A 16936-nucleotide genomic window follows, 5' to 3' on the forward strand; every position below is an offset into this window, starting at 1 on the left:
AGGATGGGACTTTTTTATATATCAAGGTTGCCGGCCAATTGTTTTAAAATAATTTCGGAAACCTTGGCCTGAAACTTGGCATTGCTTAGGCGAACCTGAGCGTTGATGTAGTTGAGCTGGGCAGTTCTAAACTCGATGGTAGGGATAATACCGATTCTGTATTTTTCTACCGTAATGTCGAGATTTTCCTTTGCAATGGCCTCGTTTTTCTCCTCAAGCTCCATTAGGCTGATGTTGGTCAAATAGGTTTGGTAAGTTGTATTGACCATGGATGCGAGTTCTTGTTCTTGCTGTGAGATGGCAATTTCTGCATTTTGAAGGGCCACTTTGCTCTTCTTCTCATTTCGGGTTTGGTTGAAACCATCAAAAAGGTTCAAAGAAGCACCGAAACCATAACTAAATCCTTTTGAATCCGAGCTTGTGGCAAAGCCCAGCTCCGATTTTGAATTCCCTATGTTATATCCAGAGGTGACAAATACGGATGGATACCGGGCCGCTTTGATTTGCTTAAGTTCCAGTTCACTGATCCGTTTGTTGATTTTTTCGGCCAACAACTGAGGATTTTCGGCAGCAACCAAGGCTTCCAATTCTTCCAAGTCAAGGGTTTGGTCCACAAAAATTTCAGGGATTACCTTAAAATCCAATTTCAGGTCGCGTGCCAATTGTTCGTTTAACTGGATCTTAGTGTTCTTATATAATTCCAGCTGGCGCTGCATCTGTGTTTGGTCCGTATTGAGATCCACTTGGGCATTCAAGACCTCGAGTTTGGATGCTTTGCCTATCGTAAATCGGTTGTGTGCCAATTCCACACGTTGTTGGGAAATGGTCAACGTACTGTCAAGGGCAGATAACTGCTGTTGCTGCTGGACCAAGTCATAGTATGTGGTCATAATCTCCCCGACCTTGCTTAAAATGGCTTGTTTTAATTCGGCTTCCCCTAATTTTTGGGTTTCCTTCAGCTGCTCATAATTGGCAAACATGCTTAGGCCATCAAAAACAGTCCATTCCAAGGCCACGCCATAGTTGAAACTGCTGTTCTTTACATTGTTACGATCCTGTACGGTACCGTCGTTTCGTACTTGTGTAAGGCTTTGTACACTGTTGTTGTCCGAAAGATTTGCTCCCAATTGGGGCAACATCCCAGCTTGCCCGGGGCTAACCCCCAATTCATCTATCTGAAGGTCGTTCTTTGCTGTTTTTATCTGGTAGTTGTTTTCCAAGGCAATTTTTACAGCCTCGTCAACCGTTAAAACGTCTTGGGCACTACCCAAAGCTATACCACCTATCGCAAACAAAAATATGTTCAATACATGTTTTACGTCCATGCTAGGAAAGTTCAAGGGTTTTGAATTCTGGTCGTTGTACTTTTTTTCTGGACCACATATAGTATAGGGCAGGGATGACGAACAAGGTCAAGATCAACGAGAACAAAGTTCCACCAATGATAACCACTCCCATTCCTGTTCTACTAGCCGAAGCGGCCCCCAAGGAAAGAGCAATGGGCAAGGCGCCCAAAGCGACGGTAAGGCTGGTCATCAATATGGGTCTGAGCCTGGAAACGGATGCTTTCATAATGGCTTCCATTTTGCTCAAACTTTCGTCTTCTTCCTGTAATTGATTGGCAAATTCCACAATCAAGATACCGTTTTTCGTTACCAGACCGATCAACATAATGGTACCGATCTGACTGAAAATGTTCCAGGTTTCCCCAAACAACCAAAGAGAGAACATAGCTCCGGCAACTGCCATGGGCACTGTCAAGATAATGATGAACGGGTCAATGAAACTTTCAAACTGTGCGGCCAGGATCAGGAAAATAAGAAGGAAGGCCAACCCAAAGGCAAATGCCGTATTGGAGCTACTTTCCACAAAGTCCCTGGATTCCCCACCTAAATCTGTGGTGAAGGTGTCATCCAAAACCCGATCTTTAATCGCGTTCATGGCGTCGATACCATCCCCGATACTTTTTCCCGGGGCCAGGTTGGCGGAAACTGTGGCCGACATATATCGGTTGTTGTGGAACAGTTGAGGCGGACTGCTATGCTCTTCCACGGTAACCAAGTTGTCCAATTGGATCAATTGCCCTTCCTTGTTCTTCACAAAAATCGAAGTCAAGTCCATGGGTTCATCACGGTCTTGTTTGTCAAATTGCCCGATGACCTGATATTGTTTTCCATTCATCAAAAAATACCCAAAACGCTGTCCGCTCAAGGATAATTGAAGGGTCTGGGCAACATCCCTTACGGAAACGCCCAAGCTTTCGGCCTTTTCCCTATCGATGGAAACATAAAGTTCAGGTTTGTCGAATTTCAGGTTTACATCCACGAAAGAAAATGTGGGGTCCTTTTCGGCCTCTGCCAAGAACTCAGGCACTTTCTCCTCCAATTTTTCGAAATTCTTCGCTTGGATGATGAACTGGATAGGGGGACCACCACGGCGGTTCACCGATATGGTGGGCCGTTCGGAAACATTGGAACGACCACCTACATAGGCCTTGGCCCATCGTCCAAGATCTTGTGCAATTTCATGTTGGGAACGCTCCCGTTCACTTGGGTCTACCAAAGCTACGTTGGCCCGACCGCTGTTTACCGAGGATGATCCAAACCCTGGCGATGTAAGCACCAAGCTTACTTTCTTCTCGGGGATAGAGTCATTTATCAGTTCGGTGATATCGGTCATAAGACGATCCATGTACTCATATGAAGACCCCTCTGGAGCGGTCACGTTCAACCGAACAAAAGCACGGTCATCATAAGGTGCCGTTTCTTTTTGTAATAGGGAATAGAACAGTACGATCAGGCCTATACATCCAAAAAGGATAGGGATGCTGAGCCATTTGCGTTGCATGAATTTTTCCAGTGAACTTTTATAGGATTCGTTCATGGCCACAAAATATTTTTCGGTGACCTGATAGAATTTGGACCTGCTCTGTTTGCCGGGTTTGGTCAAGTATGCATTGAGCATGGGCGTAAGGGTAAGTGACACAAATGCCGATACCAATACGGCAGTGCCCAAAACCACACCGAATTCCCGGAACAACCTACCTACAAACCCTTCCAAAAAGATTACGGGCAAGAATACGGCAGCTAGCGTAATGGAGATGGAAATAACGGCAAAAAAGATTTCTTTGGAACCTTTAATCGCTGCTTCTATGGGGTTCATTCCCTCCTCAATTTTTTTATAAATGTTTTCCGTAACCACGATTCCATCATCCACTACAAGGCCTGTAGCAAGTACAATGGCCAATAGGGTGAGCACGTTTACGGAGAATCCCAACAGCCACATAAAAAAGAATGTAGCGATCAAGGAAACCGGAATGTCCAATAAGGGGCGCAGTGCCAAGGACCAGTTCCTGAAGAATAGGTAAATCACCAAGATTACCAGTATGATGGAGATTAGAATGGTCTCTGCCACTTCGGTTACCGCCCGCTTTACGAACACGGTGTCATCAATAACAATGTTCAGTTTAAAGTCTTCAGGAAGATCTTTTTGTAGCTTGTCGTATTCCTTATAGAAAGCATCGGCGATTTCAAGGTAATTGGTTCCTGGTTGGGGAACCACGGCAACGGCAACCATAGGTTGGCCGGAATCACTCATTTTGGTTTCCATGTTCTCACCTTCCAAGCTTGCATGACCGATATCGCTTAATTGTACCAATTTCTCACCATCTGCCAGAATGATGATATTGTTGAATTGTTCCTCGGTGTTGAGATTCCCCAAAGTTTTTACGGTCAACTCGGTATTCTTTCCAGTAAGTTTTCCTGATGGCAATTCGATGTTCTGCGCCAAAAGGGCAGCACGAACGTCGGCCACGGTGAGTCCGTACGATGCTAATTTCAAAGGGTCAATCCACAATCTCATGGCGTATCTTCGCTGTCCCCAAATTTGGACACCACTTACACCTGGAATGGTCTCGATTCGTTGTGCAATCACATTTTCGGCATAATCGGAAAGTTCCAAAATGTTCTTGTTGTCACTTTGCACCGTCATGGAAATGATCCTATCCGCATCGGCATCGGCCTTTGATACCACGGGAGGGGCATCAAGGTCTTCAGGTAAGCTCCGCAATGCTTGGGAAACCTTGTCCCGAACATCATTGGCAGCAGCTTCCAAGTCTTTGTCCAGGTCAAATTCAATACTGATGGAACTCGATCCCTGTACACTGGAAGAGGTGATATTCCGTATCCCGTCTATGGAGTTGATGGCCTTTTCCAAAGGCTCCGTGATCTGGGATTCAATAATATCGGCATTGGCCCCTGAATAACTGGTACGAACGGATACCACTGCAGGATCAATGGAAGGAAATTCCCTTACCCCTAAAAAAGTGTATCCGATAATCCCAAAAAGGATTATGGTGATGTTCATTACAATAGTAAGAACCGGACGTTTTATACTTATGGTAGAGAGGTTCATTGTACGTTGGTCAAAGATTCGAATTCTTCAAGTTTAACCTCTACGGGTGCACCATCCTTTAATGCCATGACACCGTAAGTCAAAATGGTATCTCCGGCATGAAGATTGGTCAATACCCGCACGGCTTTACCGGTACGCGCTCCAATCTGTACATCTACTTCCTTTGCCTTTCCATTCTGGTATACAAAGATTCTTTTTCCATTCTGAACGGGAATCAAGGCTTCTGATGGAACCAACAAGGCATCATTTATGGTTGCCAAAGGCAACTTTACACTGGCATATGCCCCGGGATAAAGACCATTCTCACGGTTGTCCGTAATGGCACGCATCCTAAGGGTTCTTGTGGTAATGTCAACTTCGGGGTCAATGGCATAAATGGTCGCCTTGTATTCTTCCTCCGAATCTGAAGTGGTAAAGGTGAGCACGGTGCCCACGCTTACTTGGGAAGCGTATTTTTCAGGTACCGAAAAAGTTATCTTTAAATCATCGGTGTTCACCAATTTTGCGATGACCGTGGATGGCGTTACATAGGTTCCCATGGATATGGAACGAAGACCTATGGTTCCTGAGAAAGGGGCCCTTATGGTTGTTTTGGATAATTGTGCGGCGATAAGGTCCGCTTCCGAACTGGCCGATTGGAAATCCGCGCTGGCGATATCATATTCCTCTTGGCTAATGGCCTGCTTTTCGAGCAGTAGCTTGGCCCTTCTTTCATTTTCCGAAGCCAGTTTTTTTGCCGTCTGTGCCTTGGATAATTGCGCTTGCAGTTCAATATCGTTCACCTTAAGAAGTACTTGGCCTTGGGTGACCTTGCTTCCCTCCTTAAAATTAATGCTTTCCACAACTCCGGAGACCTCGCTGCGTATCTCTATCTGTTCATCGGCTTCCAAAGTACCGGATATGGCGATGTTATCCTTGAACACTTGAGGTTTTAGGATCATTCCGGATACTGTGGTGATCCTAGGTCCGGAATCAACATTTTTACCTATTTCAGCGTTGGACTTGATTCTGTAGGCGATAAGGGCACCTATTCCAACAACTAATAAGATGTAGACAATCTGCTTTACTTTCATTTTGGTTTGGTGGATGGTAATGCGTTTCAACAAGAAACAGCACATTGTCAAAGATATAGTTTAACCCTTGTTCTTTAAAAAACGGGGCATGTATTTTAACAAGTGAATCCGTTGAACGTCCAGATGTTATGGGTTAACGACAAAAAGGGAGGTGTAAACCGCAATACCTCTCCCCAAAATTGTTAAAATCTGTTTGATGGGCGGATTGACCAATGTCATTTTCTAGGTGGGGCCGTACCAGTACCTTTGGAAAAAGAGAGATAAACATGCGAACCGTACTGATTCCCACAGATTTTTCGAAGAATGCACTTCATGCCCTGAGGTATGCACAGGAACTCTACAAATGTGAGAGAGCATGTTTTTTTATTTTTCACGCCTATGCCGATGAAGTGTACGGAGAGTACAAGACCGCTTCACAAGAACAGATAGAGAAGCTGAAATTGGAGAAAAAGGAGGAAACGGAAAAGAAATTGGATCAATTGCTTGACATTGTTGTGGGAATGCCTCCCAATCCTTTACATACTTTTGAGACGGTTGCCTGCTTCGATAGCCTTGTGGATGGAATCAATGATTTTGTGGATGAGATGAACATAGACTTGGTGGTGATGGGAACAAAAGGGGAGACCAGTGATCATAAAACGACCTTTGGCAGTTATACGATTGAAGTGTTCAAATATGTAAAATGCCCTGTTTTGGCCATCCCAGAGGAATTTGAATATAGGCAGCCGAAGAACATCCTTTTTCCAACGGATTATATGCTCCCCTTTAAGCGTAGGGAGCTTAAACTATTGGGAGACTTGGCAGGAAAGTTCAAATCCAATGTTTATTGCCTTTACATCACGGATTTTGAGGAATTGAGCCCAAGACAGGAAGACAATAAGATGTTCCTGGAAGGAGTCCTTACCAGACCCTACTTATTTTTTGAGACCACCGCCGTTATGAACAGGGCTAATGCGATCATGGAATACATAGATGAGAAAAATGTGGGTATGCTGGTCATGGTCAATTCAAGGCACTCTTTCTTTGAAGATATGCTCTATCGTTCCACTGTGGATCTTCTAAGTTTAAAGATCAAGATTCCATTTTTGGTCATGCAGAATCTCAATAGATGAGAAAAAAGCGTATCATATTGCCTACGGATTTTTCCGAAAATGCATGGAATGCCATTGTGTATGCCCTTGCCATTTTTAAAGATGTTGCCTGTGATTTCTTTATTTTGAACGCATATCAAGTTGGAACTTCAGGATTGAGCACAAAAATGGGAATGGCCAATGATACCCGGTTGTTCAATTTGATCAAGGAAGAATCTGAACGGGAACTGAAAAGAACGTTGGAAAGAATACAGGGAGTAAGTTCCAATCCCGAGCATAGTTTTAGAAGTTTATCCGTTGTTGATAATTTGGTGAATGCCATTGGCAGGACCGTTTACAACCAAGGTGTGGACTACATCATCATGGGAACCAAAGGAGCCTCGGGACTGAAAGAGGTGTTTATGGGAAGCAATGCTTACAAGATGATCCGTGAAATCGACTTTTGCCCCATTATTGCGGTACCTGATGACTACCATTCCAATGGAACTATAAGGACCATATTATTGGCTACGGGATATGAACACCTTTTTGAATCCTATGAATTAAAACCGTTGCTTCAAATTGCGGAACTCTTTGATGCCAAGATCCGTATTGCGCATGTAGCGGATGGGGAGCTTGCAAAAGAGCAGGAACAATCCAAAAAAACCATAAAGAACAAGTTGAAATCCATCCGGTTTGATTTTGTGGAACTGGAAAAGGATTCGACCATCAACAATACCATTCAAAAAACGATAGGGGAAGACGATTCCATAGACATGGTGGCCATGATCAATCACGATAAGGGATTTTTTGAAAGGCTCACCCGTGAACCCGTGATCAAAAAAATCGCATTCAATTCCCAAGTGCCTTTTTTGGTCATACACCTATTTGAGTAATTCTTGAGTTTGGGTGCAAAAGGAAAATGTTTAATGGAACCATGATTAAAGCAAGAAATGCCAACCTTTTTCTTGGATTTAAAATCATTTCTTCAAGAAGCTGTTCAATGAAGAAATGGTTACATAAATGACTGCGCCACTTTTACAATATCCGCTTTTTGAAGTACGCCCGATTGCCTCCAGAGCTGTTTTCCGTTCTTGAAGAACATTATGGTGGGCACGCCACGGACTTGGAAAGTATTGGCCAAGGCCTGGTTCTTGTCCACATCGATTTTAACGATTTTAAGTGAATCGCCAAGTTCATCCTTGACCTGTTTCAGGATAGGGGCCAACATCTTGCATGGGCCGCACCATTCTGCCGAAAAGTCTATGAGCACCAATTGGTCCGTGTTGATCAGGGCGGAAAAATTTCCTTTCATGGCTTTAGAATATTTAAATATACAAGGTATGAAAACCCTTCTTTATGCAAATTGATGAATGTCATTTTTCAAAAATCAGGACATTTATGCAATTGACCTAGAATGGGTCAAGTTCTTTTTCTAATTTTAGGGACTGCGCAATCTAACAAACCAAAATATAATGCACACAAAAATTACAATTCTTTCATTTGTTCTATTTGCCATGGTTTCTTGCAAGAATGAAAGTAAAAAGGAAGGGACCCAAACATGGCGAACCAAAAAAATGGCGCTTGAAAACGAGACCCATAACCAACTGTTGGATGTGGAAAAAGAGCAAGGATGGGAACTCCTCTTTGATGGGAAGACCTTGAACGGATGGCATCTGTACAACAATCCAGGAGCCAATTCTGTTTGGGAAGTGGTAGACGGGGAACTGCACAGCAATGCAAATGATGAGTCATTAACAGCAGGGGATTTGTTGACCGACAAACCTTACACCAATTATGAACTTACCTTGGAATGGAAGATTTCGAGTCGTGGAAACAGTGGCATTTTTATCAATGTACAGGAAAATCCTGAGATACCCACAGCGTGGCAGACCGGTCCTGAATATCAAATATTGGACTCGGAACATATGGATTATAACCTTCCCGAAAAGCGACCAGGATGCCTTTACGTGTTCGCGCCCCAAAAAAATGCCGTGGAAATGAAGCCAGGGGAATGGAACACGGCAAGGATCAAACAAGTGGATGGCAAAGTGGAGTTCTACCTGAACGGGGTGCTTACCGGGGAACAGGATTTCAATGACCCGGAATGGAAAAAAATGATCGCTGCCACACATTTTTCCAAATATGCCGAATTTGGGAAGGCCACTCAAGGCAGGATTGCCCTTCAGTACTGGTATTTTGAAACTTGGTTCCGGGATATCAAGATAAAGGAGTTGTAAACCCTTTGATTGAAAAAATTTACAGGTAGAGAAGGTTATTCCCTTTGTTTTCTTTTCAACAGGAGATTGGTATGGTCACCAACCATTTGTCTTCGTTCCAATTTGGCACTTAGGTATGGTGTCAGCCGGCATCAAAAAGTTGTTTGTCCCTTAATACAAATCTCTTTTGATCCATTGGGTAATTCCTAACTGTTTTCATACTTTCTATAAAGCTCAGTTGGACTCATTCCATAAGTTTTTTTAAAGGCAAATGAAAAATGAGAAAGGTCTTCGAATCCTAGATCCAGATAAATTTCGGATGGTCTTTTGTTCTTTTTGTCCAAGAGGAAATGAGCTTCCCGCAAGCGTCTTTGTTGCAACCAACGACTGGGAGTTTCTTGAAAAACCTGTTTGAAGTCCCTTTTAAAGGAAGATAGACTGCGACCTGTCAAATAGGCAAATCGTTCCGTGCTCACATTGAATTTGTAATTTCGGTTCATAAAGGCCTCTAGGTTGATTTTTTCAGGTGTTCCATAATCAAAGAACAAGTTGGCCAGTTCGGGTTGGTTGCGCAGCAGTATAAGCAATAATTCTTCCCGTTTGATGTCCGCAAAGGTTTCATCCAATTTCCCGACCCCATTGTAATAGGGCATCAGGGAGCGGATGAAATTTGGAACCAGTTCATTTTTTTTCAAGGGAAAAAAAGCATTGGTTGGCAAAAATTCCGATGAGGTCAGGGCATGCTTTTCTTGAAACGCTTTAAGAAATGGCTCATCAAAAATGATGACCACTTTTTCAAACTCCACATTTTCCCTTTCCTTGTTGTACCGGGCCAAACGATTTTTACGAACCAGACAATATTCCCCGGACCTTAAGGATTGATATTTGTCACCGTCATAACCGTGGATGGTTCCCTTGGCTATAAATAAGAAAAAATGCTCGGGGACAAACTGTTCCGGAGAGATTTCCGGGCCGATATAACAGGATTTGATATCAGTGACCTTCATTCCCCAATAGTTTAATGTCGGATATTTCCAATACTTTTTTGGAATACCCATTTGATGCCGTGTTTATCATCGCCCTGCCCACTTCGGACAAGGTTAGGGAGCGTTTTGGGAACAAGAGGGGAAATACCCAGATAATGGGCGTGAAAAACCATTTTACGTTCTGTTGTTCCTTGAACGGTTTCATAAATCCGGGACGAAAATTGTATTGTCCCTTAAAAGGGAGCTTCATCAAGTCATTTTCGGTCTTTCCCTTTACCCTTGCCCACATCAGTTTTCCCTTTTCAGAACTGTCCGTATGGCTTCCGGTCACAAAATTGAAGACCATTTTGGGATTCAACCTAGAAAGGGTTTTGGCAAAATGTATGGTGGTATCATAAGTGATCTTGGTATATTCGGTTTCGTTCATCCCAACTGAGCTTACTCCGGCACAGTAAAAACAGGCATCGTAATCCTTCAATACTTCGGAATGGCTCTCAATGTCCAAAAAATCTGGGATCAAGAGTTCCCTTACCTTTGTGTGTTTTAGGGGGTAATGCCGTCGGCTTACCAGCAGAATTTCGGACACCTTATCATTCTGTAAGCATTCCATTAGAACTCCTTCGCCTACCATTCCAGTTGCTCCGGTCAATACTATCTTAAGTCCCATAACCGTTTCTATATGTTCCCGAATTTAATCATACTTTCCACGGAAGCCAAAATAGCGGCCTCATTGGTGGAAATGGGACTCCAGTCCAATATATCTTTAGCTTTTTGATTGCTCACCTTATCACGTTTGGCCTTTAACATGGAAGCTACGTTCTTCAATTTTGGGTTGAACAAGCCTCCCAATGAAACTATCCAATCGGGCAACATTCTTGTGGGAACCTTTTTGGCAATCTCAGGCATTTCCCGTTTCAGTAATTCCGCAATCTGGGGCAATGATATTTCGCCTCCTGCCAGAGCCAAAAAGCGCTGACCTTGTGCATTAGGGGTGGTCATGGCTCTAATATGAAGGTCGGCTACATCCCGAACGTCAATAACATTCATTTTTAGATTGGGAATGGCCTTCATGGAACCATCCAAAAGATTCTTTAGCAATTCAAAACCAGCTGACAATTTTCCGCTGAGGGAGGGACCAAAGATTCCGACTGGATTAATGACACTCAATTCCAGTTCTCCCCCTTCTTTATCAATGAAATCCCACGCAGCCTGTTCCGCCAAAACCTTTGATCTGTTATAGGATGAGAGCCCTTTTTCGTTGGGGTCGGTCCAATCCTTTTCGGTAATCTCGGTATTTGGATTTTTGTGGCTGTAACCGACAGCTCCAAAGTTGGAGGTCATCACGACTCGTTTCACCCTGGCATCCCTGGCCGCTTTCAACACGCGCAGGGTACCTTCCACTGCAGGACGGATCATTTCGTTCTTGTCCTTTGGCAAGGAAAGGAAAATAGGGGAAGCAAGGTGCAGCACATAATCGCAGTTGCCCACAGCTTCGTCCCAATGGGTGTCCTTAGTCAAATCGGCCTCTACGAATATTAGGTCATCGAAGGTGGAGATTCCTCCATATTTGAGCATTTCAAGGACTTCATCTTTTCGGTTCAGGTTACGGATTGTGGTTTTTACTGCGTACCCTTTCTGTAAGAGTTGAAGAATGGTATGTATCCCCACAAAACCAGTTCCTCCTGTAACCAATACAGTTTTTTTGTCTCTCATTGTACATGAATTTTATGAGACAAAGTTCCGTTTAAAACTAGTTGCTTGCTTTGTTGTGAGGTCCAAAGCTATTTTGTTGTAAGGTCCAAATATTTGAATACTTGACATTGCCTCTGTACTCGTAATGGGTTCCATAATAGAAAGGGCTACTTGCGGTGGTAATATATGTGAGTAAGCAGATATTAAAATAAAGAAAAATTGATTTTAAGAAATCTATAAAAGGCAAGACAATTCAAGGGTTGTTAGTGGATTAATCCTACAATATATATGAATCCTCAACTGAAATTATGAAAAACATTAGACAACAGGCTTATATGTCCTTTGGAATTTTGCTGGTGACCGTGATTTTGGTTATGGGCATTTTGTTTCGAAATGGATTTTTCGGATAAAACTAATTTTGAATTTAAAGTATTTGGCCTTCGACTAGAAGTTGCAGTAAGGAACAAAATTACGGAACAATTTCCGTAGCAAATTTCCCTGTAAACAAAATACCTACAGTAGGGTATATAGTGGATTCGAACGTGGGAGCCTATACTTGAAAACCCTAATATATAAGGGTTTTTCGGCCTTTCAATAATTTATGCTCACCGAATAGGTGACTTTCTTATTGATTTCATTCAGCTTTTACGGATAAACCCCAGTTTTTTTAAGGGAAATCTACAATAGATTTAAATGATAAATAGCTAATTTACAGAGCTTCAAAGTATTACCTGATTGTTTTTTTCTTCTTTGTTAAGGTAAAAGTACCCGCAGTAGCATTGCGTATAAGAAATACCCATGAGTGGGGATTTTCTAACTTGGATTTATAGAATTATTTTGGAAAAATTAAATGTATGGAACACTTTGAAAAAAAGCACCTTGTAACCTCAGTCGATCTTGGTTATTTCGAAAATGAAGAGAAACCTGTCTATCATTTTATATATGGATCTCAGCTCTATGAAACTCTATTTGGGGTATTTGCAAAATTTCAATTGGAGACTGTGAATGAAGGAGAATCTTACTTGCTTAAAAAATTAACTATACTGCTGATGAACTATCAAGGAACTATAAATTTGGGATTTACGTCACATAAGCTCCATTTTGACGGAAACCACAATGTTTATTTTGCGGTAAGGGGTGGTAGAAAGCGTTTTAAGAAAGATCTGAATTTTGAAAAACCAATAGAGTTAAAGAAAGGGGAACGCTTTCCTCTGATTTTTAATCGAATACTATATCCTTTGCCTGGTTTTAGTTTTGATATTGATGAGCGCAATAGTCGCGATAACTCAAAACCTCTTAAAGTCAAAATTCCTAGGACTAGAATTTTTGATACAGAGTTTCAATATAGAAACGGAGTAGATTACTATGATAAAGAACTTAGGCCTGGCATGCTAGGATTTAATGGAATTAGCATGGAGAGCTTGAAAAATTCACATCCATTTCCCTCACCAAGATGTCATCAAAGCAATGTTAGCTTAAAGTTTCAATGAGGAATAGCATTAATTCCATTTTTCTTCTCATACCTTGGATAATATTTGCGTCGCATCAAGAAGAAGAACTTCTTTTCTTCAAACATTTAAAAAGTTTAGAATTTGATGAGGCAATCAACATTTCCAAAAAAATAGATGACGATAAACTATCTTCAGAATTTCATCTTCTTGCGGAAGTTCTATACTTTGAAGGTCAAAAGGAACTTTCCTATTTTCTGAAAAAAATTGACCAACAGGATGACAAGGTAATCGCCGAGAATGAACTGGGAGTTGTAATCAACTTAAAGCTAGGTTATCTGGACTTGTTTTATAATCGGGCGAATGGAAACGCTTACAAATATTTTTACCAAGCTTATACGATTGCTAATTATTTAAATAAATCATATCTACGCAAAGCTTGTCTTTTGGCTTTCATGAAATACTATAATTATGAAATTGCCCAAAATAGTGAAGCTTACAAACCATACTTGGAGGAATTCACAAAGATTATCGATGATAACATAGATGAGGTTTGGGCAACAATTTATCAGCTGATTTTCTATTCAAAGACATTAAATGAATTCAATGAGCACTATTTCCAATTTGCGGACAAGCTTGAACAATTTGAACACCAACTAAGAAAAGATAATCCTCTGTTAGCAAATATATTTTATGAAAAAGCACTGATGCTAGACCTGAATGGAGATACGGATGAGGCATCAGAATATTATCAAAAGGCCAATCTAGGGGCAGGGAGTTATCCATTTTTGAAGAGTGTAAAATTCTTTGCTTTAATAAAATTGGCAATGATTGCCGTTAAAAGAAAGAACTTTGTCGAAGCTGAAACATTTTTAAAAAGTGCCAAAGAGCATTTAAACAAAGCGGATACCCTAAGATCTAATTACTACTTACACTTAAATAAATCCTTTCTTTATCGGGCCCAGGAGGATAGAAATATTGCGTTCGACTTTTTGCTATCAGCATATAGAAAGGATTTTGAATTGGATTTCAGGACTAATACCCTGGAAGTTACTAGACTAAATGTCGAACTTGAAACACAGAAAAAAGAAAAACAGATTTTAAAAGAACAACAAAGGGCTGAAACTAATCGTAATTGGTTAATTGCAGCAATTTTGGCACTTTTCCTAGGCTCTGGAATCGCCATCTTAATTCAGAAAAATACCGCCAAAAAAAGATTACTGGCAGAACAAGAAGTTCAACTAAAACAACAACGGGTGGAAAACTTGCTCAAAGAACAGGAGTTGGTCAGTATAGATGCCATGATTGAGGGCCAGGAAAAAGAACGCCAAAAAGTGGCAGGGGAACTTCATGATGATTTGGGAAGTCTCATGGCAACCATTAAACTCCATTTTGACAATGCCAAGGTCAGTACCCAAGACCCTGCATTGAAAAATGCTCAAAAATTGCTGGAAGAAGCCTACCAAAAAATCCGGGGAATGGCCCACAGCAAAAACTCCGGGGTTATGAGTGATCAGGGGTTGTTGCCTGCCATCAAAAAAATGGCAAAGTCCATCTCCGAATCCAATACCCTGCAAGTCTCGGTGGAAGATTTTGGATTGGGGGAGCGTATGGAAAATTCCTTGGAACTTTCCATTTTCAGAATGGTACAAGAACTGGTGGCCAACGCCATTAAGCATGCGAACGCGACCAAGGTAAATATCCAGTTGACTCAACACGAGGACAACCTGAACATTATTGTGGAGGACAACGGTAAAGGCTTTGACCGTTCCAAATTGGACAAAGTAAATTCGGGTATGGGATTGACCAACATTGAAAAACGAGTGGAACATTTGGAGGGCAGCTTTACCGTTGACAGTGTGTTGGGCAAAGGAACTTCCATTCTAATCGATATTCCAGTATGATTACCGTGGCCATAGCAGAAGATCACCAGGCTCTGATCGATGGCATTCGATCGTATGTGAGGTATGAAGATGACATATCCATAATAGGCCATGCAAACAATGGGGAAGAATTACTCAAACTGGTCCGACTGAAGCGCCCCAAAGTGGTCCTTTGTGATATTCGTATGCCCAAATTGGATGGCATTGAGGCAACGAAAACTATCCTTAAAGAATTGCCCTATACCAAAGTGGTGGCCTTTACCATGTTTGACCAAGAGGAAGCCGTAAAACAAATGCTGGAGGCCGGAGCACAGGGGTATATCCTCAAAAACAGCAGTCTGGAAGTGGTTTTGGAGGCTATTCGCGCGGTAGCATCGGGAAACACCTACTATGACAAGAAAATTCACCAACCAAGTGCCGAAAAAAACAGCTCCCAAAGCATTTTATCTTCTCGGGAGCGGGAAATTCTACAACTGATCGCAAAGGGCAGAACCTCCCACCAAATTGCAGACGAACTTTTTATCGGTAAAAGCACTGTGGATACCCACCGTAAAAATATGATTCGAAAATTAGGACTTAGTGGAGCTGGGGAGCTGTTGCGTTATGCGGTGGAGAAGAAATACGAATTTTAAGTTTCTTGTTTTTAATGGGTTAGTGTAAAAATCCCTATGAATGGGGATTTTCTTGAATACCTAAGTTCGATAGGTTTGGACTATCAACTAATAGGTATAGCCATGAAAAACTATGTACTTCTTTTCCTAATGATTTTGAATGTTGGACTGCTAAGTGCCCAATGTTCTAAAAAAGAGAAATGCCTTAAAAAAGATTCAACGGCCATTGTTTTGAACCCATTTGGGGAAAACCAGATTCCAAAATGTGTTTGCTATAGATCTTGGGTTAAATACAAAATAAACAACGTAAATAACATTTTGGTGAATGGAGTTAGCGAAAGTGAATCTACAAACATAGATTTTGAGATTCCGGAAATGATTACAAACGCATTGAAAAAGGCTGAGAAAGACAAAAATGGATCTGCAGAGCTTTACGCACCTGAAGTTTCAGATGTAGATTTTCTCTCAGAGTTAAAACAATTTGTCCAATACTTTAGAAAAATTGAAGGCTATACCCAATTGGAAGGCCAATTGGTGGCCTTGTTGAACGACCATCTTTTTATTGAGAACGCGGATGTCTTCAAAAAGCATGCTGGGAGTATGGTCCAGTCCCATTTTGATGAAGACAGTATACCTCTCGAGCTTTATAAGAAGCTACCCAAAACATTGAACTCCTTGGATGCGGCATATTTTCAGCTTAAAAAATTGTATGAGGAGATAAACGCGATGAAAGAAATAGGGACCATGTCGGTTGTCTTGACATTTGATAGTGGAGAAAAAAGAAACATCGAAAGTATGGCTATAGTGGAAGTTGGCCAGCCAAAGTTTAAGGCAGAATACGATTTTGTAAAGAAAGCCTATGAAGAGCTGCACAAGAAGGAGAACAAGCAAAATCTGGAGAACAAGGTAAACGCAGGGATTCGGTTGTATCAGAAAATAAAAGACGCATGTTTTACAATTTATGGGGATGCCGGTCAGGCCATGGGGGATATTTTCACCACTAAAATTGCTCTTAAAAATGCAAAAGGCGATACCCTACATACCTACAAGCCAATAACCATCAGGACACGGGGTGGCTTCAAAGTCAATTTCAGCAGTGGGTATTTGTTGAGTTTTAAAGGAAATGATAGTTATTCCAGCTTCCGTACAGATGGCTCCTCCGCTACATCCATTAAGGCGGACAACAAAGATAAAATGACCCATGCCTTGGGAGCTTTATGCCATGTTTATTTTAGGGGAATACATGATTTACAGCCTGGTATTTCAGCAGGATTAAGTGTGGAAGATGATGCTGATCTAGGTTTTTATTTAGGGTTATCTGCACTTTTTACAGAATCAAACCGGCTTGTGTTTACGGCAGGGGTATCCATGACAAAGATTGACAAACTCAATACGGCAAACCTGTCCGATGCCAATAACGGTATTAGGACCTTTCTGTCGGAGGACAATACAAACATCAATTACGATAAAGTGTATCGCCCGGCATTTTTTGTTGGTGTTACTTTTAATTTGAGTAAGCAAGGGTCAACTAAGAACTAAAA

14 protein-coding genes are annotated in these 16936 nt (G+C 41.6%); 7 read left to right on the forward strand and 7 right to left on the reverse strand.

From position 1 onward, the window contains the following. Positions 1 to 14 precede the first annotated feature (14 nt). Genes D2U88_RS06480 through D2U88_RS06490 form a run of 3 tightly spaced genes read right to left on the reverse strand, consistent with a single transcriptional unit; the run spans position 15 to position 5486 of the window. Positions 15 to 1325 (reverse strand): TolC family protein, encoded by a 1311-nt coding sequence (locus D2U88_RS06480; RefSeq protein ID WP_119639477.1) that lies wholly within the window; start codon positions 1323 to 1325, stop codon positions 15 to 17. A gap of 1 nt (position 1326) precedes the next feature. Further along, positions 1327 to 4413 carry an efflux RND transporter permease subunit gene (locus tag D2U88_RS06485; RefSeq protein WP_119639478.1) on the reverse strand — a complete coding sequence of 1029 codons (3087 nt, stop codon included), beginning with the start codon at positions 4411 to 4413 and terminating at the stop codon, positions 1327 to 1329. Further along, positions 4410 to 5486: an efflux RND transporter periplasmic adaptor subunit gene (locus D2U88_RS06490; protein ID WP_119639664.1), complete on the reverse strand. Its 1077-nt coding sequence runs from the start codon at positions 5484 to 5486 to the stop codon at positions 4410 to 4412. The genes D2U88_RS06485 and D2U88_RS06490 overlap by 4 nt, the downstream gene beginning before the upstream one ends. Before the next feature lie 266 nt (positions 5487 to 5752). Here D2U88_RS06490 and D2U88_RS06495 point away from each other — a divergent pair, with 266 nt between their 5' ends. Further along, positions 5753 to 6598 (forward strand): universal stress protein, encoded by an 846-nt coding sequence (locus tag D2U88_RS06495; RefSeq protein ID WP_119639479.1) that lies wholly within the window; start codon positions 5753 to 5755, stop codon positions 6596 to 6598. Further along, a complete protein-coding gene (locus tag D2U88_RS06500) occupies positions 6595 to 7452 on the forward strand; it encodes a universal stress protein (RefSeq protein ID WP_119639480.1) in 858 nt (285 codons plus the stop codon). Before D2U88_RS06495 ends, D2U88_RS06500 begins: the two co-directional genes overlap by 4 nt. 119 nt (positions 7453 to 7571) lie before the next feature. Here the strand turns inward: D2U88_RS06500 and trxA are convergent, their stop codons facing one another. Then, positions 7572 to 7871, reverse strand: a complete 300-nt coding sequence (gene trxA, locus D2U88_RS06505) for a thioredoxin (RefSeq protein ID WP_119639481.1) — start codon at positions 7869 to 7871, stop codon at positions 7572 to 7574. A 160-nt stretch (positions 7872 to 8031) separates the two neighbouring features. On the opposite strand from trxA, the gene D2U88_RS06510 reads away from it, so the two are divergent. After that, positions 8032 to 8796 (forward strand): 3-keto-disaccharide hydrolase, encoded by a 765-nt coding sequence (locus D2U88_RS06510; RefSeq protein ID WP_119639482.1) that lies wholly within the window; start codon positions 8032 to 8034, stop codon positions 8794 to 8796. Between the two features lie 185 nt (positions 8797 to 8981). Here D2U88_RS06510 and D2U88_RS06515 read toward each other — a convergent pair whose 3' ends face one another. The 3 genes from D2U88_RS06515 to D2U88_RS06525 are packed head-to-tail and all read right to left on the reverse strand — an operon-like array spanning position 8982 to position 11474. Next, positions 8982 to 9782, reverse strand: coding sequence for a helix-turn-helix domain-containing protein (locus D2U88_RS06515; RefSeq protein ID WP_119639483.1), 801 nt, complete (start codon positions 9780 to 9782; stop codon positions 8982 to 8984). Next, a complete protein-coding gene (locus D2U88_RS06520; RefSeq protein ID WP_119639484.1) occupies positions 9769 to 10428 on the reverse strand; it encodes an NAD-dependent epimerase/dehydratase family protein in 660 nt (219 codons plus the stop codon). Before D2U88_RS06520 ends, D2U88_RS06515 begins: the two co-directional genes overlap by 14 nt. A gap of 8 nt (positions 10429 to 10436) precedes the next feature. Beyond that, complete coding sequence (locus tag D2U88_RS06525) at positions 10437 to 11474, reverse strand: SDR family oxidoreductase (RefSeq protein WP_119639485.1); 1038 nt, start codon at positions 11472 to 11474, stop codon at positions 10437 to 10439. Between the two features lie 833 nt (positions 11475 to 12307). On the opposite strand from D2U88_RS06525, the gene D2U88_RS06530 reads away from it, so the two are divergent. From D2U88_RS06530 to D2U88_RS06545, 4 genes are all read left to right on the forward strand, one after another. After that, entirely contained in the window at positions 12308 to 12943 is a 636-nt protein-coding gene (locus D2U88_RS06530) for a hypothetical protein (RefSeq protein ID WP_119639486.1), read from the forward strand. After that, a complete protein-coding gene (locus D2U88_RS06535) occupies positions 12940 to 14805 on the forward strand; it encodes a tetratricopeptide repeat-containing sensor histidine kinase (RefSeq protein ID WP_119639487.1) in 1866 nt (621 codons plus the stop codon). The genes D2U88_RS06530 and D2U88_RS06535 overlap by 4 nt, the downstream gene beginning before the upstream one ends. Beyond that, on the forward strand, positions 14802 to 15416 hold the full coding sequence (locus D2U88_RS06540) for a response regulator (RefSeq protein ID WP_119639488.1): 615 nt from the start codon (positions 14802 to 14804) through the stop codon (positions 15414 to 15416). Before D2U88_RS06535 ends, D2U88_RS06540 begins: the two co-directional genes overlap by 4 nt. Before the next feature lie 300 nt (positions 15417 to 15716). Further along, positions 15717 to 16934: a hypothetical protein gene (locus tag D2U88_RS06545; RefSeq protein ID WP_147833603.1), complete on the forward strand. Its 1218-nt coding sequence runs from the start codon at positions 15717 to 15719 to the stop codon at positions 16932 to 16934. The last annotated feature ends 2 nt before the right edge of the window (positions 16935 to 16936 follow it).

The sequence above is a fragment of the Flagellimonas aequoris genome (genome assembly GCF_003584165.1).
Classification (GTDB): domain Bacteria; phylum Bacteroidota; class Bacteroidia; order Flavobacteriales; family Flavobacteriaceae; genus Flagellimonas; species Flagellimonas aequoris.